This is a genomic window from Pseudomonas sp. MDT2-39-1 (assembly GCF_054898085.1).
On the sequence record NZ_CM142716.1, the window covers coordinates 6,002,848 to 6,022,985 of the forward strand.

Sequence of the window (20,138 nt, forward strand, 5' to 3'; positions counted from 1 at the left end):
AACAGCAAGTGCGTTTCTGGGGGAGGCCGATCGCTCCTGAAGGCAGGATTTGCTCCTGACCTTGTCTGTAGAGAGGCCCCCCCGCCTCATTGCCCACCACGAAGAGTATCGAGAAGCCGACAAGTCGGACTTCGCATTACAAGGTTGCAGTGGCATGAAGTTCGAGGTCGGGGGAACCAGGAGCAATCTTACCGAAAATCAGGGAAGTGAAAACCATGAATACTCATGTCGGCATAGACATTGGTGCCCGCACGTCTGCTATGGGATGGCGGCAGAACGGTAAAACATCAGGCCAGTGGGACATTCAGCACACCCCCAAGGGGCGTAAGGCTGCCGTGACCAAGATGTTGGGCCTCAAACCGCTGAGCGTGGTCATGGAGGCCACCGGCATTTACTACCTGGACCTGGCGATAGAGTTGCATGCCGCCGGCTTACCGGTCTCGGTGATCAACCCCAAAAGCTTCCATAACTTTGCCAAGCTGATGCTGCAAAACAGCAAAACTGACCAGATTGATGCTCAGTTGCTGGCCGAGTATGGCGAACGTATGGCGCCAAGACTTTGGGTGCCACCTACCGCAGATCAACTGATGCTGCGTGCGATTGGGCGCCATATCAACCGGCTGATTGGCCATCGGACCCGAGCCAAGAACGAGTTGCACGCACTACAAGCGACGCAAACGAGCGTTGAGCTGCTGATCGAGGATGAAAAAGATGCGATTGCAGCGCTAGACACACGGATTGATCGTTTGAAGAAGGCCGCACGCGAGGCCATCGCCAAATGCCCGGATCTGAGCTTGCAGTTTCGCTGCATGATGGCTGCACCCGGCGTGGGAGAGGCCTCGGCCATCGCAGCACTGGCTGAGTTGACGACACTTCCTGTGACGCTTAAATCGGCGCAGGTAAGCCGTTATGCAGGACTCGATGTAAGGCTGACCCAGTCAGGCACCAGCGTGAACCGGCCAGGGCGAATGTCCAAATGCGGCAACGCGTATTTACGGGCAGCGATGTTCATGCCGGCAATGACGGCAATTCGCTGTGATGAGAATGTGAAAGCCTTTTACGAGGCGCTGGTAGCCCGCGGCAAGAAGAAAATGCAGGCCATCGGAGCAGTGATGCGTAAATACCTGACCGGGTTATGGGCATGCATGCGTTCTGGAGAAGAATTTAATACGGCCAAGCTTTTTAGCGAAAAACATCTCGCGAAAGCTTGACCGTGAACAGAGTATCTACAGGTTCTGCGCTAATCCTGTAGGAGCGAGGCTTGCCCGCGAAGGCGGCATCACTATCACCAAATGACTTAAACCTTACCGGCTTCGCGCTCCTCCATCTGATCCGCTTCAAACAACCGCGCCAGTTCCCCCCGGGTTTCCTGGGCGGTCTGCAAGACCTTCGCCGCATCGTCATAAACCGCATGCTGAGCCTCCAGCACCTGTTCATCGTGATGCTTGAAGCGTTTGATCCGCGCATCGGCCTGCGCCTGGGTCAGCCCCAACCCGACCAGCGTACGACGGCTCATTTCCAGGCTCGAATAATAGGTCTCGCGAATCGCCTCGGCGCCGAGGTCCACCAACCGGTGCACATGCTGACGGTTACGTGCCCGCGCGATGATTTTGATGTGCGGATAAAGCTTGTGCACCACCTCGGCAGTCTTGATGTTGGTGTCCGGGTCATCGGTGGCGATGACAAAGTATTCCGCCTGCTCGACCTTGGCCGCGCTGAGGATTTCCGGACGCATCGGGTCGCCGTAGAACACCGGCACGCCGCCGAAGCTGCGGGACAGCTCGATGGTTTCCACGGAGGTGTCCAGCGCCACGAACTTGATGTTTTGTGCCCGCAGAATCCGCGCCACGATCTGTCCCATCCGGCCCATGCCGGCGATCACCACGCGCGGTGCGTCGGTGTCGATTTCGCGGAATTTCTCCGGCACCACCACGGGCTGCACCCTCGGCGAATACAGGCGTGCGCACAGCAGCAACAACAGCGGCGTGACCGCCATGGACAAGGTGATGGTCAGCACCAGCAAGTCGTACAAACGCGGCTCAAACAAACCCTGGTCGCGACCAATCTTGAACACCACAAACGCAAATTCACCACCGGCCGCCAGCACGATGCCGAGGCGAATTGCGCTGACTTTGCCCAACCCGCCGGCCAATCGGCCGACCACAAACAACAGCGGCAGTTTGATTGCGATCAGCAGCAGGGTCAGCCCCAACACCGCGATCGGCGCGCTGACCAGCAGGCTCAGGTTGGCGCCCATGCCGACGCTGATGAAGAACAACCCCAGCAGCAAGCCCTTGAACGGCTCGATCTGCGCTTCCAGTTCGTGACGGTATTCAGAGTCCGCCAGCAGCAGTCCGGCAAGGAACGCCCCGAGGGCCATCGACACACCGACCAGGTCCATCAGCCACGCCGTGCCAATCACCACTAGCAACGCGGTGGCAGTGGACACCTCGGGCAAACCGGACTTGGCGACCACGCGAAACACCGGGCGCAGCAGATACCGTCCGCCGATCACCACCACCGCAATGCTGCCCAACACCCGCAAGCCGTGATTCAAATCTTCGGCCGCCGTGGTGGTGTGATCGCCGCCCGCCAGCAGCGGCACCATGGCAATCAACGGGATCGCGGCGATGTCCTGGAACAGCAGAATCGCAAACGCCAAGCGTCCGTGAGGGCTGGTCAGCTCCTTGCGCTCGGCCAGGCTTTGCAGGCCAAACGCGGTGGATGACAGCGCCAGGCCTAGGCCGAGCACGATGGCGCTGTTCAACGACTGGCCGAAGACAAACAACGCCAGCACGCCGATCACCGAACCGGTCAGCAGCACCTGCGCCAGACCGACGCCGAAGACCGATTTGCGCATCACCCACAAACGTCGTGGCGACAGTTCCAGGCCGATGATGAACAGCAGCAACACCACGCCGAGTTCGGAAATATGGCTGACGCTTTGCGGATTGCCGATCAAGCCCAGCACAGACGGACCGATGATGACCCCGGCAAACAGGTAACCCAGCACCGCCCCCAGCTGCAGACGTTTGGCCAAGGGCACGGTGAGCACCGCCGCGAACAGAAAAACGACAGCGGCTTGCAACAGGTTGCCTTCATGGGGCATGGCTTACTCCAGAACTCGGTACGGCGGAGTGCCAAGGATAAAGGGTGGGGCTTCAGGCGTCAGCCATGAACATGAACTGATGTTGACTGATACACCGCCATCACGCCCTGAGCCTTTCCGTCAACGCGGTTTTGCTGTGTCCAGCTCGCTGGTCAACGGTGAGCCGTGCCGGAACATTGCGCCGCCAGCAACTGACGGGTTGAGTCGAAGCGCAGTTGATCCATGATCGCCGGGTCGGCAGCCACTTCACGGGTCTTCCTGCCACTGCCCACCAACACCGCGTCAGCCTGACAGGCTTGCGCCAGATCGATGTGCGCGTCGATGGTCAAACCGTTCATCGACGTGACGCGCGGCGTCGGCGAGGCGATGCTCACGCAAGGAGATACGGCTGAGCATGCCGAAGGCGATCAGGGAGTCGAGTTCGTTGAAGCCGTCGAAGGTCAGAATGGCGATGTGCATGGCTAATCCTGCTGGTTTTTGCCAAGCGTACGCCCGGCGAATGCGCCGTTCCCCGTACATTCCGCGGCAGAATCATCGCAACAGTAAGGAATGATTCCACACGGGAGCAGTCGGAGTTCAGGTGCCACGAATTTACTGGAGGTTCATCGATGAACAACAAGACCCTTATCGCCAGCCTTGCCCTCGTCGCAGGCCTCGCCGGTATCAGCCCCATCGTTCAGGCGGATGATCCCCCCGCAAAAACCGTCCAGCCCGGGATTAACAACTCCCGCCAACTGGTGGTCGGCGACCGCGCCCCGGACATTTACCAGCGCAGCGAAAAAGCGATCGGCAACTGGAAAGCGAAAGGCTTGAAAGCGCCGAAGGAACAGTCGCAGTGGGTGCAGACCAATGACAAGTACATGATGGTGATGGTGACCAACGGGACGATTGTGGATATCACGCCGATAGAGCGTTAGGCCGCCAGTAACAATTGGCCATGGAAGGTTGATTGAAATCGTCCGCTGCTCCGGTAAAGATCGGCGGCGATTTTGTTGACTGGATGTCAGGAGTTATCCGTTGGGAAAGAAACCACTCTACCGTAAGGTCAATACTCGCACGTGGGGTGTTCGGCACAACGATTACACGGGTGAATACCACCATCAACGCCATACGAAAGCGGAGATCAACTGCGATGCGCTGCGCGGTTCGATGCATGGAACCCGTCGGTATGGGTTCGATTACACGCCGCTGTACAAGTTTTTACTCTCCAGGGTTGGCGAGCTTTGGGATGGGGTTTTCAGCGAGGCGGTCGCTCGGCTTGATCGACCTGAGCCGGTTTTCTGGATGGTTGCTCTGTGTGAAAGTGATCAGCAGGATTTGGTCAGGACAGGTGAGGCCAGCTACTTCAGCGGCTTGTTCGTCGATGATCAAGGCGTGCTCGCAATAGTCGCGCCTGAGTTGACTGCCGAGAACATGGCCACTTTCTGCCACTGCTGCACCCATAGCTTCAACGGCGTTCCTTACGGGCAACGCAAGGACTGAACGGATCATTCGACCTTGCTAGGACTCATCGTTTGTTCTCCCAACCGATACTGATTATTCCCGCTGCGTTTCGCCTCATACATCGCCAGATCCGCAATGTGAATCAACCGGTCCATGCTTGGCGCGTGGTCCGGGAACACCGCCACGCCCAGGCTGGTGCCGATGTGGCGCTGGTCGTTGCCGATGGTGATTGGTGGTGATAGTTCGACGAAGATTTTCTGGCAGAGCGTACGCGCCTCGTCTTGCAGGCTGACGCCTTGGGGCAGGCCCTGAAGAATGACCACGAACTCGTCGCCGCCGATCCGGGCGACGGTGTCGGTTGAACGCAGGATTTTCTTCAACCGCGTAGCGGTAGTGACCAGCACGCGGTCGCCGGCCGCATGACCGTAATGATCGTTGATCGCCTTGAACCCGTTGAGGTCGACAAACACCAACGCCACCCGCGTGGCGCTGACGCGAGCCTGTTCCAACGCTTCGCAGAGGCGTTCTTCAAGCACCAAGCGATTGGGCAGACCGGTCAGCGGGTCGTAATGGGCCAGGTGTTGTAGATAACTGGCCGAGGCTTTTTCTTCGGTGATGTCACGCACGACGCCCATCATCTTGACGGTGGCGTCATGGTCGTTCTTGACCACGTTGCCGGTTTCCCGCAGCCAGCGAATGCTGCCGTCGGGCCAGATAACACGGTATTCCTCGTCATGGTTTTCACCGGTTTCCAGACAGCGCAGTTCTCCGGCCCGGACTTTGACCCGATCGTCCGGGTGCACGCAGGCGCAAAATAGAGCGTAGGAGGGCGTCACCTCGCCGATCTTGAAGCCGAACATTCCATAGATCGCGTCCGACCAGTAGAGCTTGTCGGTGTCGACATCCCAGTCCCAAGTGCCGATGCGGGCGAAGTATTGGCTGCGTTTGAAACGCTCGGCATCGCCGTCCTGGCGAATGTGCAGGCCTTCGGACAGGCTGGCGATCAATGCGCGATGCATGGCCAACTGCTTTTGCAGCGAGCGCTCGCGGCAAATCAGCGCGACGATCAGGGCAAGCATCACTGAGCCGATGGCTGCGTTGGTCCAGACGTCATTCATTCAAAAATAGCCATCGTGTCGTTTTGATCCGTGAGCCTTGGTGTTGGTTATCTTAGTTGAGGTTAATGCTGAAAACCGTTCCGAATGGGTTGCCAATGGCGCACATTTCTGGGAAAACGGCGCCCATTACGCCCTGTTGGGTGAGTGAACAATAGAGTGAACGTGATGAATGATGAATTGCAGGTAATCGATCTCGAAGTCGGCGACGGCAAAGCAGCCGTCAAAGGCGCGCTGATCACCACCCAATATCGCGGCTGGCTGGAAGACGGCACCGAATTCGATTCTTCCTACAGTCGTGGCAAACCTTTCCAGTGCGTGATTGGCACGGGGAGGGTGATCAAGGGCTGGGATCAGGGGATTATGGGGATGCAGGTTGGCGGCAAGCGCAAGTTGTTGGTGCCGGCGCATTTGGCGTATGGCGAGCGGACGATGGGTGCGATCACGCCGAATTCGAACCTGATTTTTGAGATTGAATTGCTGGAAGTGCTGACGCGGGATGATTGATTCGTAAGTTGAAGTTGGCTTCGTGGCGAGGGTAAGCCCCTCGCCACAAGAGTCGCGTGTTCGAACTCCCGCTGGATCAGGTGAACGCTTCAATATCGTCAAGCGTGTCCGCAACAATTCCTTCAAGGCTTGGGGATTTTTCCTTCACATTTTCGAGTTCCGACAGAACCGTTTCCTTATCCAGTTCGCCATGACGGCGAGCGAGATGACCAAGAGCCGTGATGGCCGATGCTGCAACTGATTCGGACTCACTTGCGAGGTATTTAAGGCAAGTGTGCAGAGCCCAGATGTTGTCTGCTTCATTCAGCCCGATGGAAACCAATGCTGCAGTGATATTCGTATCGATGCCGCTAGCAAGAAGCTTCGTCGCTTCATCATGGCTCATGGATGGATCTTGATAGAGAAGGCTCACTACATGATTCCTGGAATAATCGCTTGGATTGCCGCCGTGGGATTGCGAAGCAGCCCCAGCCTGCGAACGAGATACTTGAGGCAAACCTACTCCCGCACGCCTATAAAAAGGTCCAGGTCAGTCGGTAGTTGCTCATTGAGAGCTACAGCGATTTGTTGGACTTGCTCACCGTTTAGTAGCCATTCCCCATCAGCGCTTTCATCAAGGCTTTTCCAGTCTAGAACATCCATTACCGCGGCTTCAAACTCAGGTCGAACTGTAAGCTCGTATTTTAAAGAGTCATCCTCGTTATCACCTTTGAAAAATCCGCTAATCCATAAAAACATAATCTGCCTCATAATCTATTTTTGGGTGGTTCTGCCTGGTTTTGCGGGATCTATCTGTTCACCGGTTTCGTGGTTGAACTCGCCAAGATGCTTACCTTGTTTGTCATAAATCTCTATCGCACCTGTCTTACTGTCCCATTCATATATTCGTCCCTTGCGGTCCTTCCATCGACTGCGCTTACCCCCGCCACCTTGAACACTGCTTTTCGATTTAACAGGAACGGTATCTGGAAACGCAGGTAATGCCAGCGGCGGCCTGTGGTACTTGATATCACCACCAATAGCTGGTCTTGAAACCACAACATACAGGGGCTGCACACCGGAGTCAGCCGGGAAAACCAGAATGAAGTCTTTGTATTCAGGTGGGTAAATCGGGTTGACGATGATGCTATCTGCTTGTTCAGTAGGCGGATAAATCCAGATATGCGGGGCTTGTGGGGCACCTTCTAGCGGCGGGATTCCCGAAGTGGTGGACGGTTCAACGGCTGGTGTCCATATCAGAGTTGCACCATCACCAAAATCCGCCACTTGCTGAGTGCCTTGCGCAACGAAATGCACAACAGGAATCAACTCCCAATCGCTGCGCTTCTGGGTGTTGTATCCGTATCCTTTTATGGTGCCGTCGGCCTGCTGTTCGACATGCAGTCGGACACGTGTACGGACTTCTTTGAGCGACTTGAGCTGTTCTTCTGTGTACAGGGAACTGTCCCCCAGACTGGACGGCCAGAGTAGGGCAACCATCCCCACCAATGCGCCGGCAGCAACACCACCCGTTACTGCACCGACACCACCGGCAGCACTTGTCGCGTTGCCAGCAGTGCCAACCTGTCCCAAAAGAAGCTTGCCCATTCCAGCGGGGAACGCGCTACCACTGATTTTTTTTAGAGGGATGTTTCCCGCTGCATTCCTTTCACGGCCGCCCAGTAAAGAGAATTGTCCGTAGTCGGCCAATTTCTCGACCGGGACAAACCCGGATGGGTTGTCATGGTTGATTACGCCGTCGGGGAGGTTGCAACTTTTGGCGAACACACAACCCATGTAGCCGGGATGATCCGGTTGTTGAGCTTGCCCGATGAAACGGTCTTCATACGCCTGTTGTCGGGCCAACATGTCGTCATATGTTTTTTGCCTGGCCTCCCGCTCCGCCAATTCGGTGGCGGTCAGGTAGCGGCTTGTGACGTGATGTCCGTCACCGGACGGAGGGTTTTGAACCCGAGGTATGTCTGTTTTGCGCGCCATGAGCGTCCTTGTTCATCCTTTTGAAAGCGAAGCGGACGCTATATCAGTGGGCATTTGATAGATGTAGGACGTTTCTGAAAATTGTGTTCGAACCTGATTTTTGAGATTGAATTGCTGGAAGTGCTGACGCGGGATGATTGATTGGCGCGTGGGTTGAAATGGCACATGCGGCGAGGGAGCAAGCCCCTCGCCGCAATTAAACAGTTTTCCCCACTACTCCCGCACCCCTATGAAGAGATCCAGGTCCGTCGGTAGCTGCACATCGATCGCCATGGCGATTTGTCGGATTTGCGTGGCGGTCAGTAAACAGTCCCCGTAGGCGCTTTCTTCAAGATTTTTCCAGCCGAGTACACGCATCATTGCGTCTTCAAACTCAGGCAGAACGGTCAGTTCGTACTTTAAGTCGTCACCCTCTTGATCACCTTTTGAAAATCCACTGATCCAAAAAACATAATGGGCCTCCTGATTTTTGCCCGGATAGTCCTGCGGAGTGTTGTGGGCGAGGTGCCCGTCGCCTGACGATGGGTTTTGAATCGGAGGTATGTTTGTTTTGCTAGCCATGAGCGTCCTTGTTTCAACTTTTGAAAGCGATGCGGACGCTATCTCAACGGGCATTAAATGGATGTAGGCATTTTCTGAATGTTGAGTTGTTGTTGAAAAAGGTACGGCTCGCTACGTCCGTGGCGCTGAAACGGGCGGGCCAAAGGCTTTCCGGTTTTTTTGTGGTGAGGGAGAAACCCCCTCACCACAGATCCCCGCTAGCCTTTCGGATCGATGTTATCCAGCGCCCGGTTTACGGCGAGTTCACCCAGCATGACGACCTGCGCAATCCCCAGCGCCTTGTTGCGATGCGGGCCTTCCAGCAGGTCGGCGAAGTCGCTGAGCATGACGCTCGCGGAGGCCATGGATTCGCAGGCATTGGCCAGCAGGCTTTCGCTGTCCATGTCGGGGGCGACCATGAACATGGTGCTGGGTTTGCGTGGGGTTTTGGCTTCTTTGAGGGCGGCGGGATTGAGGTAGAGATCGAGGGCGCGCTCGGCGGCTTCGTGGAATTTTTTTGAATCGAGGGATTCGTAGGGGGAGGCCGGGTCTGTATCGGTTTCTGATCCCGGGGGATTTGGCGTTTCTTTAATCATAATGATGCTCCTTGGTCCGTTAGGAGCTGCCAACATCACTTGCAGATGATGGGGTGGCAGCTATGCGCGGGTCTGCAAGACCGGGGAACCAGGAACCCGGCAGACCCGAAAGTCTCCCGCGCAAAGCCGCCATCAAAGCGGACACAAAAAAGTGTCCTTTTGGCAATGCTATGCGATTGGTCCGTCGGGCTTGCAGACCCGATCACTGATGAGCAGTGACAGGGATCAAGTTACCGACGAGCCCCAAGGCACACAAGCCGGCGGATTCTGGCGCAGTTGTAGGCAATGGCGCAAGGTGATGTAGCCTCCTGCGACAGTTACAAATGATGTAGTGATTTAGCCACCGCTCCCCCCCCGCAATGACTGACGGTCAGTCCTGAAACGTCTCCCTATACGCATACAATCCCGGCGTTCCACCCGTCATCACAAACAGCACATTGTCCCCGCGCTGAAAGCGTCCTTGCCTGAGATCACCCAGCAACCCGGCAAACGCTTTTCCGGAATACACCGGATCAATCAGCACGCCTTCAGCGCGAGCCATCAAGCGCACCGCGTCCAGCATGGCAGAGGTCGGCAGACCATAACCGTCGCCCAGCTGACTGCCATCAATGGCAATCTCTGAAGCCTGAACAACCGCGTTGCTGCCCAACAACGTCAGCGCATCCTGAGTCAATCGCACGGTTCGGTTCGCTGACGTGTCCCGATCAGACAAGACCGAATACGACTTGACGATCGACGTCCCCCGCCCCAGCAATTGAAAGCCTGCAGCCAGCCCGGCGTGAGTGCCTGCGCTGCCATTGGGCACGACAACTTGCTTGAAGATGAGGCCAAGCTCCGTTTCCTGCTGCGCGATCTCCGCTGCACAGCGCGCATAACCGAGGCTGCCCAGCGGCGTTGAGCCTCCCGTCGGTATCACCACAACCTTGCGTCCGGCTTCTCGAAGTTGCGCGGCGCGTTTCTCGGCTTCGGCGAGTGAGTCGCTGCCACCCGCAAGCACCCGTATGTCAGCGCCAAACAACTGGTCGAGCAGGACGTTGCCGTTCAGCTCGTAGTCCACTTCGGCTTTTGGTACCGACCGAGTCAAAATCAGTTCGCAGGCGATGCCCAGGCGGGCACACACGGCGGCCGTAAGGCGCGCATGGTTGGACTGGAGGCCGCCGATGGTGATGACCGTGTCGACCCCAGCCGCGAGCGCCGCGCCGAGATGAAATTCGAGTTTGCGCAGTTTGTTGCCGCCACCGCCAATCAACATGTGATCATCACGCTTGAGAAACAGGCCGATGCCTTGTGCCTTCAAACCCAGCAGCTGTTCCAGGCGTTCGGCCCGCTGAATCGGCGTGGGACCTTGCAGCAGGTCTGCCCGTGCAAAAGAACTCAGTGACTTGTACAGTAGGGTTTGCATCAATGGCGCCTCGTTATGCATTTTATTAAAGTGACTCTAGGGACAAAGTCCCGGGTGATAAACGCATCGCCGGTTATTACTCTTTTAACCTGATGTATTGAATGCAAGGCAGGGTGATGAGCAAACTCAGGCAAATGGTCGACTTTATTGCGGATCGACTGGGGGTGACAGGGTAGCGGTGCGTCGTTTGTTATGCCGCCATCGCGAGCAGGCTCACTCCCACATGGGATCTGAGTCGTACATTACCTTTGTATTCGACGCATATTCCCTGTGAGAGCGAGCTTGCTCCAGGCGGCGTTCCGACGATGAACGATGACGCGGTCTTACGGCGAATCGCTAAAGACCGGAATACGCCCGTTCAATGAAGGCCGGTACTTCCAGGCCAATCGATCCAGCGCAGGTTGATGCACCAGAATCTCCTTCAACGTGGCGCTGGCAATCCCCAGCGCCAGCATTTGCCCCGGGCATTGATGCCGCCCCGCACCAAACGTAAAACTGCGCCGATGCGGGCGATCCAGAATAAAGGCGTCGGGACTGTCATTGAGTTGCGGGTCCCGATTGGCCGAAGCCAGCAGCACCAGAATCACATCGCCTGAATTGAGTTTCACACCCTCGATTTCGCACAGTGCCGCGACAAACCGGCGGGTGTTCTGCACCGGTGGGTCAAAGCGCTGAATTTCAGCGATCAAGTGGTCAACGCGCGTCGAATCGCGCAGTAACGACGGGTTTTGAATCAACGCCACTATCGCGTTGCCAATCAACCCGGCGGTGGCTTCATACGTCTGGGAGAACAGTCCAATCAGATTGGCAATCAGCGTTTCAGCTTCACCCGCGAACCGCGTCCGAATTCCGGCGAACAGTGCGCTTCTGTTGTCCGGATCATCCAGTAGCTCAACGAAATAACCCCTCAACTGTTCCGCCGCGGCATGGGAAGCCTTCAGTTGTACCTGATCACTCAGCGGCGCCAGGCACGCGATGAAATCCGCCATCAGCTCGCTGATCGCCCGACCCTGAGCCGGCGAGAACCCCAGCAACGCCGCCACCACACAGACCGGCCCGCGAAACATGGCGTTGTACAACCCATCGGCATCCGGCGTGATCAGCCGCGCGCTTACCAACGCGTTGATCTCGTTCTCATCAATCAGCGCCAGACCCGGCTGAATCGCCGACCTCGGGCAACGCTGACGTTCGCCCTCATTCATCCGCATCAATTGGCCAAATACCTTGCCGGCCATGCCGTCGGCAATCGCCTTGGGCACCGGCTCAGCGGCGGGGCGGACGTGACAATCCGGATGCGCCAGCACTGCCGCAACGGATCGGGCGCTACTTGCCACCCACAGTTTCAATCCTTGGTGAAACACCAGCCCACCTTCGGCGCGCAGCCGAGCGTAATAGGGATAGGGATCGGCATGAGTAGCAGCGATGATCGGGTCCATGGGTCGCAGCCTTGTTCGTGGTGGGGAAAGTGTTGCTACTATCTCCAGTTCGAAAGGGCCTAGATTCGTCCGGGAGCGAAATATGAACGTTGAACAACACGACATCGGTGTCTCTCAAGTGGCCGCGGCCATCGCGGAACCGGCCCGGACGAAAATCCTCTGTTCGTTGATGGACGGCCACGCCCGCACCAGCACAGAGCTCGCGGCGATTGCCGAAGTCAGCGCCTCCACCACCAGCGCGCACCTCGCCAAGCTCAAGGACCTGGCGCTGCTGCGTTTGCATGTGCAGGGCCGCCATCGCTATTACAGCCTCGCGGACAAGCGCGTGGCCCAGGCGCTGGAAGCGCTGATGGTGATCGGCCAGAACAGCGCGCCGACCTTCAATTCGCGAACACCGGATCGCCTGCAATTCGCCCGCACCTGCTACGACCACATGGCTGGTACGCTGGCGGTGTTGCTGCATGACCGGATGCTGGAAAAAGGCTGGTTGCTGGAAACCGACGAGCAGGTTTATCGCCTGAGTGACAGCGGTGAGGCGTTGATGGAAGGATTGGGCATCGAAGTCAACGACCTGAACACCTTGCGCCGCCGCTTTGCTTGCCCGTGCCTGGACTGGAGCATGCGTCGGCCACATTTGGGTGGCTCGCTGGGGGCGGCGTTGTTGCAAGCGGCGATCAAGCGCAAATGGGTGACCCAGGATCTGGACAGCCGGGCGCTGGCGTTGACGGGGTTGGGGCGCAAGGAGTTTCGCGTACGGTTCGACCTGACGCTGCCAGGCGTACAGCCCGTCCGGGCACAGCGCCAACCTCTGCCAGTGCATGATGTGATCTGACCCGACCAAGGGTTCGTTGATGGCTTGTGCGTTGGAAGTCGACCCTATACTGTATATGCACACAGTATCAGGCGTGCCCCATGGAACTCATCGACAAGCTCAGCATTCTCGCCGACGCCGCCAAATACGACGCGTCTTGCGCCAGCAGTGGAGCGCCGAAGCGTAGTTCCGAGGGCAAGAGCGGCCTGGGCTCGACCGACGGCATGGGTATTTGTCACAGCTACACGCCCGACGGGCGCTGCGTTTCTTTGCTGAAGGTGCTGCTGACCAACTTCTGTCTTTACGACTGCCAGTATTGCGTCAACCGACGCTCCAGCGATGTGCCACGCGCACGCTTCACGCCGGAAGAAGTGGTGACGTTGACCATGGATTTCTACCGACGCAACTGCGTCAGCGGTCTGTTTCTCAGTTCCGGGATCATTCGCTCGGCGGACTACACCATGGAGCAGCTGATCCGCGTGGCCAAGTTGCTGCGCGAAGACCACGAGTTCCGCGGTTACATCCACCTCAAGACCATTCCCGAAGCTGATCCTGCGCTGATTGAAGAGGCGGGGCGCTATGCCGATCGCTTGAGCGTGAATATTGAACTGCCCACCGACGCCAGCCTGCAAACCCTGGCCCCGGAGAAACAGCTGGGCTCGATCAAACAAGCGATGAAAACCATCTACACCGGCGTGCAAACCGTACTCAACGAACCGCGCGCGCCGAAATTTGCCCCGGCCGGGCAGAGCACGCAAATGATCGTCGGCGCCGATGACACCGATGACAGCACCATTCTCCACAGTGCCCAGGCGCTGTATGGCAACTTCAGTTTGCGCCGGGTCTATTACTCGGCGTTCAGCCCGATCCCCAACAGTCCGAAAAGCGTGCCACTGGCCGCGCCACCGCTGATGCGCGAACACCGCTTGTATCAGGCGGACTTCCTGTTGCGCAGTTATGGCTTCACCGCTGGCGAACTGTTCAAGGGCCCTGGGCATCTGGCGCTCGACATCGACCCGAAACTGGCGTGGGCGCTGGAGAACCGCGAGGTGTTCCCGCTGGACCTCAATCGCGCCGATGCAGCGTTGATCGCGCGCATTCCCGGTATCGGCCTGCGCACCACCGAACGGCTGGTGGAGCTGCGCCGTCAGCGACGCATTCGCTACGAAGACCTGGCCCGAATGCGCTGCGTGCTGGCCAAGGCCAAGCCGTTCTTCATCACCAGCGACTACCACCCGCAGCAGGCCGAGGTCACCAGCCATCTGCTGTATCAGCAATTGCGCGACCGGCCGCAGCCGCAACAAATGGGGTTATGGGGATGATCAGTCTGGATTGCGATGACCTGTTCGACACCTGGCGCCAGCAGGCTCGCTGGCTGCTCAGTCACGAGGTGGACCCAAGCCGGGTGAGCTGGGCCAGTGAGGGTGTGCCCGATCTGTTCGCCAGTAATGATGCGCCACCCCGAACCCAAGGGCCGTTTCAGGCTCGGATACCACGAACGCTATTGGACACCCTTGAGCGCGCGGCCCGTTATCGGGGAGATCAACGCTGGAGTCTGTTGTACGAGGTGCTGTGGCGGGTCAGTCATGGTGACCACACGGCGATGCTGGCTGGTGACAAGCTCGGCAGTGAATTTCATAGAAGAATCAAACAGGTACAGCGTGAAGCTCATCATTTACATGCATTTGTACGCTTTGTCGCGATGCCTGAAGGTGAGGGGCCGCAGTACGTCGCCTGGCACGAACCGGCCCACGACATTCTGCACAGTGCCAGTGAGCATTTTGTCGGGCGCATGGGCCGGCATCGCTGGTTGATTGCGACGCCCAGGGACGGGGTTTACTACGATGGTGAGCAGTTGATCCACCAACGACAGTGCCCGATTGAATGGCAGCAACTGGCACAAAACGTCGACGACCCGCACAGCGACATGTGGTTGACCTACTACAGCCACATTTTCAATCCGGCGCGCCTGAACCCGAAAGTCATGCGGGGGCATTTGCCGGCCCGGTTCTGGAAAAACCTGCCTGAAGTTGCGCTGATTCCTGGGCTGATCACCCAGTCACGCACGGGTAAGCAACAGGATGGTCAGGCGAGCGGAATCAAGGGCAGGGGCGGTAAACGCATTGCGCTGGGAGACGCCGGGCAGCACTCATAAAAAAGCCCCCCATCGCCAATGCGATGGAGGGCTTCGATGTGGCAGGAGTCAGATCAAACCTTAACGATCCAGCCCGCGGGTGCTTCGATGTCGCCAGTCTGTACACCGGTCAGCTCTTTGTAGAGCTTCTGGGTGACCGGGCCGACTTCGGTTTCGCTGTGGAACACGTGCAAGTGGTCGTTGTAGCTGATGCCGCCGATCGGAGTGATCACGGCAGCAGTACCGCAAGCGCCGGCTTCCTTGAAGTCGGACAGCTTGTCGATGAACACATCACCTTCAACCACTTCCAGGCCCAGACGCGATTTGGCCAGTTCAATCAACGACAGACGGGTGATGCCCGGCAGTACCGATGGCGAGTTCGGCGTGATGAACTTGTTGTCGTGGGTGATCCCGAAGAAGTTGGCCGAGCCGACTTCTTCGATTTTGGTGTGGGTCATCGGGTCAAGGTAGATGCAGTCGGCGTAATGCGCCTTCTTGGCCTGGGAACCTGGCATCAGGCTGGCCGCGTAGTTGCCACCGACCTTGGCCGCACCGGTGCCTTGTGGGGCGGCGCGGTCGTAGCTGGAGATCAGAAAGTTATGCGGGGTCAGGCCACCCTTGAAGTAGGCGCCGACCGGAATGCAGAAAATCGAGAAGATAAACTCGGGCGCAGTACGCACGCCGATGTTGTCACCCACGCCGATCACGAACGGACGCAGGTACAGCGCGCCGCCAGTGCCGTAAGGCGGGATGAAACGCTCGTTGGCACGAACCACTTCTTTGCAGGCTTCGATGAACTGCTCGGTTTCCACGAACGGCATCAGGAGGCGTGCGCAGCTGCGTTGCATGCGCAGGGCGTTCTGATCGGGGCGGAACAGATTGATCGAACCGTCCTTGCAACGATAGGCCTTCATGCCTTCGAAGCATTGCTGACCATAGTGAAGGGCAGTGGAGCCTTCGCTGATGTGCAGCACGTTGTCTTCGGTCAGGGTGCCTTTGTCCCACTCGCCATTACGCCAGTACGAGAGATAGCGCTTGTCTGTCTTGATGTAATCAAAACCCAGCTTGTCCCAATTGATGCTTTCGTTACCCATGACACCCTCTATCACTTAACAACCGCCGAAACGGTTCAAGGCTTCTGACGTTTTTCTGGATGGGGACAACAATACTTCATTCCGGGCCCAATTCGCAGCCCGGACTATCGGATGACAGACAGATAAATCGAGTTGACCTCAAGAAATCGCCAGCAGGCTAGCTCCCACAGGAGAACGCATCCCAAATGTGGGAGCTAGCCTGCTAGCGATGGGGCCATCTATGCCGCCATCCATTGTTCTGAATCACAGGTGCAGCGCATGCCCCAACGCACGCAAAGCCGCTTCCTGCACCGCCTCGCCCAGCGTTGGATGCGCATGGATGGTGCCAGCGATGTCTTCCAGCCGCGCACCCATTTCCAGGCTTTGACCAAACGCCGTCGACAACTCCGAAACGCCCACGCCCACCGCTTGCCAGCCGACAATCACATGATTGTCACGCCGTGCCACGACACGCACGAAGCCGCTTTTGGATTCCAGCGTCATCGCCCGGCCATTGGCCGCGAACGGGAAGCTGGAAACGATGCAGTCCAGGCCCGCAGCCTTGGCGTCGTCCGGGGTCTGGCCGACGACCACCAGTTCCGGGTCGGTAAAGCACACGGCTGCAATGGCGGTCGGGTTGAACTCGCGGGACTTGCCGCTGATCAGTTCGGCAACCATCTCGCCCTGAGCCATGGCCCGGTGCGCGAGCATCGGTTCGCCGCTCAGGTCGCCGATGGCGTACACATTGCGCATGCTGGTCTGGCAGCGGTTGTCGATCTTGATCGCCGAACCGTTCATGTCCAGATTCAGTGCTTCAAGATTCCAGCCCTGGGTGTTTGGTTTGCGACCGACGGCCACCAATACCTTATCCGTTTCCAGGTTCAGGGTATCGCCACCCGGCTCAAGAACTTGCAGTGTATTGCTAGCAGAATCAAAGCCTTGGACGCTATGCTTCAAGTAAAGCTTCACGCCGAGTTTTTTCAGTTCGTCGTGTACCGGCTGGGTCAGTTCGGCATCGTAGGCCGGCAGAATGCGCTCCTGCGCCTCGACCACGCTCACGTCAGCGCCCAGTTTGCGATAGGCAATCCCTAGCTCCAGACCGATGTAACCGCCACCGACCACGACCAGCCGTTTTGGCACGGACGTCGGCGCCAAGGCTTCGGTGGAGGAGATGATCGGCCCGCCAATCGGCAGCATCGGCAGGTTTACGCTTTTCGAACCGGTCGCCAGCACCAGGTGCTCGCACTGGATCCGCGTGTCGCCCACGTCAACGGTTTTGCCGTCGATCACTTTGGCCCAGCCTTGAATGACCTGGACTTTGTTCTTTTTCAGCAGGGCCGCGACGCCGGTGGTCAGGCGATCGACGATGCCATCCTTCCATTCGACGCTCTTGCTGATGTCGAGGGTCGGTGCCGAAACGCTGATGCCCAGCGCCGAATGCTGGCTGTGATGCTGCGTCTGGTGGAACTGTTCAGCGACGTGAATCAACGCCTTCGACGGAATGCAGCCGATGTTCAGGCAGGTACCGCCCAGTGATTCGCCTTCCACCAGAATGGTCGAGATGCCCAGCTGGCCGGCACGGATCGCCGTCACATAACCGCCAGGGCCGCCACCGATGATCAGCAGCGTGGTGTTCAAGGTTTGCATGCATGCTCCTCTAAAATCAGTCCACGAACAGGGTGGCGGGTTGTTCGAGCAGACCACGAACGGCCTGGATGAATTGCGCCGCGTCCATGCCATCGACCACGCGGTGATCGAAGGAGCTGGAGAGGTTCATCATCTTGCGAATCACGATCTGGCCTTTGACGACCATCGGGCGTTCGACAATTTTGTTGACGCCGACGATCGCCACTTCCGGCAGGTTCAGCACCGGCGTGCTGACGATACCGCCCAACGCGCCGAGGCTGGTCAGGGTGATGCTCGAGCCGGACAGTTCATCGCGGCTGGCCTTGCCATTGCGTGCGGCGGTGGCCAAACGGGAGATTTCCTGAGCGTTGTCCCACAAGCTGCGGGCTTCGGCGTGACGCACCACCGGCACCATCAAGCCGACGTCGGCTTGCGTAGCGATGCCCACGTGGACAGCACCTAGGCGAGTGATGACCTGCGCTTCGTCGTCGTAACGGGCGTTGATCTGCGGGAAGTCGCGCAGGGCGACGACCAGGGCGCGGACCAGAAATGGCAGCAAAGTCAGCTTGCCACGGGTCGCACCGTGTTTTTCGTTCAGGTGCGCGCGCAGTTCTTCCACGGCGGTCACGTCGATTTCTTCGACATAACTGAAGTGAGCGGCGCGCTGCGTGGCGTCCTGCATGCGCTGAGCGATCTTGCGGCGCAAGCCGATGACCGGGATTTGTTCTTCGTCGTTACGCTGGGCGTAAGCGGCGGCCACGGTCGATTGCGGTTGCTGACCCTGAGCCAGATAAGCGTCGAGGTCTTCGTGCAGCACGCGACCCGCAGGGCCGGTGCCACGGACCAGACGCAACTGGATGCCGAGGTCCAGCGCATGTTTGCGCACGGCCGGGGAGGCCAGCGGGCGTTCGTCGGCTTCGCGAGCGACCATCGGGCCTTGGCAAACGGCGGCTCGTGGCGCTGCGGCCGCGACCGGTTTGCTTGCCACCACGGCTTCAGCTTTCGGCGCTGCAACCGGCGCTTCTTTAACAGGTGCAGGCTGGGCCGACTCTTTAACGTTGCCCGCGCCTTCGACTTCGATGCTGATCAGGATGCTGCCAACTGCCATGACCTCGCCCGGCACACCGCCCAGCGCAATCACCTTGCCGTGCACTGGCGAAGGGATGTCGACCATCGCCTTGTCGGTCATCACATCGGCCAGCACTTGATCTTCGACGACCATGTCGCCGACCTTGACGTGCCACACCGACAATTCAACTTCTGCAATGCCTTCACCAATGTCCGGCATCTTAATGATGTGCGTGCCCATTCAGACCTCCATGACCCGTTTCAAAGCCGCGCCCACTCGGGACGGACCAGGGAAATACGCCCACTCTTGCGCGTGCGGGTAGGGAGTGTCCCAACCGGTGACGCGTTCGATCGGCGCTTCCAGGTGATGGAAGCAATGCTCTTGCACCAGGGCGACCAGTTCGGCGCCGAAGCCACAAGTACGGGTCGCTTCGTGAACGATCACGCAGCGGCCGGTTTTCTTCACCGACTTGACGATGGTGTCCAGGTCCAGCGGCCACAGGCTGCGCAGGTCGATGACTTCAGCGTCGATCCCGGTTTCTTCCGCGGCAACTAGCGAGACGTAAACGGTGGTGCCGTAGGTCAGGATGGTCACTTCTTTGCCCGGACGGGCGATGGCGGCAACGTCCAGCGGCACGGTGTAGTAGCCATCCGGGACTTGTGCAGCCGGGTGTTTCGACCACGGGGTTACCGGACGGTCGTGGTGGCCATCGAACGGGCCGTTGTACAGGCGTTTTGGCTCAAGGAAGATCACCGGGTCATCGTTTTCGATGGAGGCGATCAGCAGGCCTTTGGCGTCGTAAGGGTTGGACGGCATGACCGTGCGCAAGCCGCAGACCTGGGTGAACATCGCTTCGATACTTTGGCTGTGGGTCTGGCCGCCGTAGATGCCGCCGCCGCAAGGCATGCGCAGGGTCATCGGTGCGGTGAACTCGCCGGCCGAGCGATAACGCAGGCGCGCGGCTTCGGAAATGATCTGGTCCGACGCCGGGTACACGTAATCGGCGAACTGAATCTCGGCCACTGGTCGCAGACCATAGGCACCCATGCCCACGGCGACGCCGACGATGCCGCTTTCGGAGATCGGCGCATCGAACACCCGGGAGGTGCCGTACTTGTTCTGCAGGCCTTCGGTGCAGCGAAACACGCCGCCGAAGTAGCCGACGTCCTGGCCAAACACCACGACGTTGTTGTCACGCTCAAGCATCACATCCATGGCCGAGCGCAGGGCCTGGATCATGGTCATGGTGGTCGTGGTCATGGCGGTTTCCGGCTGAATATTGTTGTTGTGATCGTTCATG

Annotated in this window: 20 protein-coding genes and 1 pseudogene; 7 read left to right on the forward strand and 14 right to left on the reverse strand. The window is 58.3% G+C overall.

Features of this window, described 5'->3' with window-relative positions:
* Nucleotides 1–215 precede the first annotated feature (215 nt).
* On the forward strand, nt 216–1,211 hold the full coding sequence (locus ACYZTM_RS27915; protein WP_131063537.1) for an IS110 family RNA-guided transposase: 996 nt from the start codon (nt 216–218) through the stop codon (nt 1,209–1,211).
* 86 nt (nt 1,212–1,297) lie between these two features.
* On the opposite strand, the gene ACYZTM_RS27920 is transcribed toward ACYZTM_RS27915, so the two are convergent.
* Both ACYZTM_RS27920 and ACYZTM_RS27925 read right to left on the reverse strand, forming a co-directional pair.
* Nucleotides 1,298–3,109 (reverse strand): monovalent cation:proton antiporter-2 (CPA2) family protein, encoded by a 1,812-nt coding sequence (locus tag ACYZTM_RS27920; RefSeq protein ID WP_461985818.1) that lies wholly within the window; start codon nt 3,107–3,109, stop codon nt 1,298–1,300.
* A gap of 164 nt (nt 3,110–3,273) precedes the next feature.
* Nucleotides 3,274–3,568 (reverse strand): annotated as a pseudogene (locus ACYZTM_RS27925) (type 1 glutamine amidotransferase family protein); the annotation flags it as partial.
* A 149-nt stretch (nt 3,569–3,717) separates the two neighbouring features.
* Here ACYZTM_RS27925 and ACYZTM_RS27930 point away from each other — a divergent pair.
* Together ACYZTM_RS27930 and ACYZTM_RS27935 are read left to right on the forward strand one after the other, a co-directional pair.
* Nucleotides 3,718–4,026, forward strand: coding sequence for an RcnB family protein (locus ACYZTM_RS27930; RefSeq protein ID WP_461985820.1), 309 nt, complete (start codon nt 3,718–3,720; stop codon nt 4,024–4,026).
* A 100-nt stretch (nt 4,027–4,126) separates the two neighbouring features.
* Nucleotides 4,127–4,591: a hypothetical protein gene (locus ACYZTM_RS27935; RefSeq protein WP_461985822.1), complete on the forward strand. Its 465-nt coding sequence runs from the start codon at nt 4,127–4,129 to the stop codon at nt 4,589–4,591.
* Nucleotides 4,592–4,596: 5 nt separating this feature from the next.
* Here ACYZTM_RS27935 and ACYZTM_RS27940 read toward each other — a convergent pair whose 3' ends face one another.
* A complete protein-coding gene (locus ACYZTM_RS27940) occupies nt 4,597–5,670 on the reverse strand; it encodes a diguanylate cyclase domain-containing protein (protein ID WP_461985824.1) in 1,074 nt (357 codons plus the stop codon).
* 165 nt (nt 5,671–5,835) lie between these two features.
* Here ACYZTM_RS27940 and ACYZTM_RS27945 point away from each other — a divergent pair, with 165 nt between their 5' ends.
* Nucleotides 5,836–6,174, forward strand: a complete 339-nt coding sequence (locus tag ACYZTM_RS27945) for an FKBP-type peptidyl-prolyl cis-trans isomerase (RefSeq protein ID WP_007895103.1) — start codon at nt 5,836–5,838, stop codon at nt 6,172–6,174.
* 76 nt (nt 6,175–6,250) lie between these two features.
* Here ACYZTM_RS27945 and ACYZTM_RS27950 read toward each other — a convergent pair whose 3' ends face one another.
* The 7 genes from ACYZTM_RS27950 to ACYZTM_RS27980 all read right to left on the reverse strand — a co-directional run bounded on the left by ACYZTM_RS27950 (nt 6,251) and on the right by ACYZTM_RS27980 (nt 12,125).
* On the reverse strand, nt 6,251–6,586 hold the full coding sequence (locus ACYZTM_RS27950) for a hypothetical protein (RefSeq protein WP_461985827.1): 336 nt from the start codon (nt 6,584–6,586) through the stop codon (nt 6,251–6,253).
* Nucleotides 6,587–6,672: 86 nt separating this feature from the next.
* Nucleotides 6,673–6,912 carry a pyocin S6 family toxin immunity protein gene (locus ACYZTM_RS27955; protein ID WP_131061650.1) on the reverse strand — a complete coding sequence of 80 codons (240 nt, stop codon included), beginning with the start codon at nt 6,910–6,912 and terminating at the stop codon, nt 6,673–6,675.
* 15 nt (nt 6,913–6,927) lie between these two features.
* Nucleotides 6,928–8,151 carry an S-type pyocin domain-containing protein gene (locus ACYZTM_RS27960; RefSeq protein WP_461985829.1) on the reverse strand — a complete coding sequence of 408 codons (1,224 nt, stop codon included), beginning with the start codon at nt 8,149–8,151 and terminating at the stop codon, nt 6,928–6,930.
* A gap of 213 nt (nt 8,152–8,364) precedes the next feature.
* Complete coding sequence (locus tag ACYZTM_RS27965; RefSeq protein ID WP_305955869.1) at nt 8,365–8,712, reverse strand: pyocin S6 family toxin immunity protein; 348 nt, start codon at nt 8,710–8,712, stop codon at nt 8,365–8,367.
* A 197-nt stretch (nt 8,713–8,909) separates the two neighbouring features.
* Nucleotides 8,910–9,287 (reverse strand): DUF6124 family protein, encoded by a 378-nt coding sequence (locus ACYZTM_RS27970; RefSeq protein WP_461985832.1) that lies wholly within the window; start codon nt 9,285–9,287, stop codon nt 8,910–8,912.
* A gap of 370 nt (nt 9,288–9,657) precedes the next feature.
* Nucleotides 9,658–10,689 carry a D-cysteine desulfhydrase family protein gene (locus ACYZTM_RS27975; protein WP_131061647.1) on the reverse strand — a complete coding sequence of 344 codons (1,032 nt, stop codon included), beginning with the start codon at nt 10,687–10,689 and terminating at the stop codon, nt 9,658–9,660.
* 323 nt (nt 10,690–11,012) lie between these two features.
* Complete coding sequence (locus ACYZTM_RS27980) at nt 11,013–12,125, reverse strand: cytochrome P450 (protein ID WP_461985835.1); 1,113 nt, start codon at nt 12,123–12,125, stop codon at nt 11,013–11,015.
* Nucleotides 12,126–12,207: 82 nt separating this feature from the next.
* Here ACYZTM_RS27980 and ACYZTM_RS27985 point away from each other — a divergent pair, with 82 nt between their 5' ends.
* The 3 genes from ACYZTM_RS27985 to ACYZTM_RS27995 all read left to right on the forward strand — a co-directional run bounded on the left by ACYZTM_RS27985 (nt 12,208) and on the right by ACYZTM_RS27995 (nt 15,091).
* Nucleotides 12,208–12,957: an ArsR/SmtB family transcription factor gene (locus ACYZTM_RS27985; protein ID WP_461985837.1), complete on the forward strand. Its 750-nt coding sequence runs from the start codon at nt 12,208–12,210 to the stop codon at nt 12,955–12,957.
* An 80-nt stretch (nt 12,958–13,037) separates the two neighbouring features.
* Nucleotides 13,038–14,258, forward strand: a complete 1,221-nt coding sequence (locus ACYZTM_RS27990) for a putative DNA modification/repair radical SAM protein (protein WP_131062763.1) — start codon at nt 13,038–13,040, stop codon at nt 14,256–14,258.
* Complete coding sequence (locus ACYZTM_RS27995; protein ID WP_461985839.1) at nt 14,255–15,091, forward strand: TIGR03915 family putative DNA repair protein; 837 nt, start codon at nt 14,255–14,257, stop codon at nt 15,089–15,091. The genes ACYZTM_RS27990 and ACYZTM_RS27995 overlap by 4 nt, the downstream gene beginning before the upstream one ends.
* A 53-nt stretch (nt 15,092–15,144) precedes the next feature.
* Here ACYZTM_RS27995 and ACYZTM_RS28000 read toward each other — a convergent pair whose 3' ends face one another.
* The 4 genes from ACYZTM_RS28000 to ACYZTM_RS28015 all read right to left on the reverse strand — a co-directional run bounded on the left by ACYZTM_RS28000 (nt 15,145) and on the right by ACYZTM_RS28015 (nt 20,137).
* Nucleotides 15,145–16,164 (reverse strand): branched-chain amino acid aminotransferase, encoded by a 1,020-nt coding sequence (locus ACYZTM_RS28000; RefSeq protein WP_131062765.1) that lies wholly within the window; start codon nt 16,162–16,164, stop codon nt 15,145–15,147.
* A 243-nt stretch (nt 16,165–16,407) separates the two neighbouring features.
* Nucleotides 16,408–17,790 carry a dihydrolipoyl dehydrogenase gene (gene lpdA / locus ACYZTM_RS28005; RefSeq protein WP_131062766.1) on the reverse strand — a complete coding sequence of 461 codons (1,383 nt, stop codon included), beginning with the start codon at nt 17,788–17,790 and terminating at the stop codon, nt 16,408–16,410.
* Nucleotides 17,791–17,806: 16 nt separating this feature from the next.
* Entirely contained in the window at nt 17,807–19,078 is a 1,272-nt protein-coding gene (locus ACYZTM_RS28010; protein WP_131062767.1) for a dihydrolipoamide acetyltransferase family protein, read from the reverse strand.
* Nucleotides 19,079–20,137, reverse strand: a complete 1,059-nt coding sequence (locus tag ACYZTM_RS28015) for an alpha-ketoacid dehydrogenase subunit beta (protein WP_131062768.1) — start codon at nt 20,135–20,137, stop codon at nt 19,079–19,081.
* Between the last annotated feature and the right edge of the window lies 1 nt (nt 20,138).

Bases quoted from the DNA above. Each gene is read 5' to 3' on its own strand.
- ACYZTM_RS27915 (WP_131063537.1), top strand. From the start codon at position 216: ATGAATACTCATGTCGGCATAGACATTGGTGCCCGCACGTCTGCTATG.
- ACYZTM_RS27920 (WP_461985818.1), bottom strand. From the start codon at position 3,109: ATGCCCCATGAAGGCAACCTGTTGCAAGCCGCTGTCGTTTTTCTGTTC.
- ACYZTM_RS27930 (WP_461985820.1), top strand. From the start codon at position 3,718: ATGAACAACAAGACCCTTATCGCCAGCCTTGCCCTCGTCGCAGGCCTC.
- ACYZTM_RS27940 (WP_461985824.1), bottom strand. From the start codon at position 5,670: ATGAATGACGTCTGGACCAACGCAGCCATCGGCTCAGTGATGCTTGCC.
- ACYZTM_RS27945 (WP_007895103.1), top strand. From the start codon at position 5,836: ATGAATGATGAATTGCAGGTAATCGATCTCGAAGTCGGCGACGGCAAA.
- ACYZTM_RS27955 (WP_131061650.1), bottom strand. From the start codon at position 6,912: ATGTTTTTATGGATTAGCGGATTTTTCAAAGGTGATAACGAGGATGAC.
- ACYZTM_RS27960 (WP_461985829.1), bottom strand. From the start codon at position 8,151: ATGGCGCGCAAAACAGACATACCTCGGGTTCAAAACCCTCCGTCCGGT.
- ACYZTM_RS27965 (WP_305955869.1), bottom strand. From the start codon at position 8,712: ATGGCTAGCAAAACAAACATACCTCCGATTCAAAACCCATCGTCAGGC.
- ACYZTM_RS27970 (WP_461985832.1), bottom strand. From the start codon at position 9,287: ATGATTAAAGAAACGCCAAATCCCCCGGGATCAGAAACCGATACAGAC.
- ACYZTM_RS27975 (WP_131061647.1), bottom strand. From the start codon at position 10,689: ATGCAAACCCTACTGTACAAGTCACTGAGTTCTTTTGCACGGGCAGAC.
- ACYZTM_RS27980 (WP_461985835.1), bottom strand. From the start codon at position 12,125: ATGGACCCGATCATCGCTGCTACTCATGCCGATCCCTATCCCTATTAC.
- ACYZTM_RS27985 (WP_461985837.1), top strand. From the start codon at position 12,208: ATGAACGTTGAACAACACGACATCGGTGTCTCTCAAGTGGCCGCGGCC.
- ACYZTM_RS27990 (WP_131062763.1), top strand. From the start codon at position 13,038: ATGGAACTCATCGACAAGCTCAGCATTCTCGCCGACGCCGCCAAATAC.
- ACYZTM_RS27995 (WP_461985839.1), top strand. From the start codon at position 14,255: ATGATCAGTCTGGATTGCGATGACCTGTTCGACACCTGGCGCCAGCAG.
- ACYZTM_RS28000 (WP_131062765.1), bottom strand. From the start codon at position 16,164: ATGGGTAACGAAAGCATCAATTGGGACAAGCTGGGTTTTGATTACATC.
- lpdA (WP_131062766.1), bottom strand. From the start codon at position 17,790: ATGCAAACCTTGAACACCACGCTGCTGATCATCGGTGGCGGCCCTGGC.
- ACYZTM_RS28010 (WP_131062767.1), bottom strand. From the start codon at position 19,078: ATGGGCACGCACATCATTAAGATGCCGGACATTGGTGAAGGCATTGCA.
- ACYZTM_RS28015 (WP_131062768.1), bottom strand. From the start codon at position 20,137: ATGAACGATCACAACAACAATATTCAGCCGGAAACCGCCATGACCACG.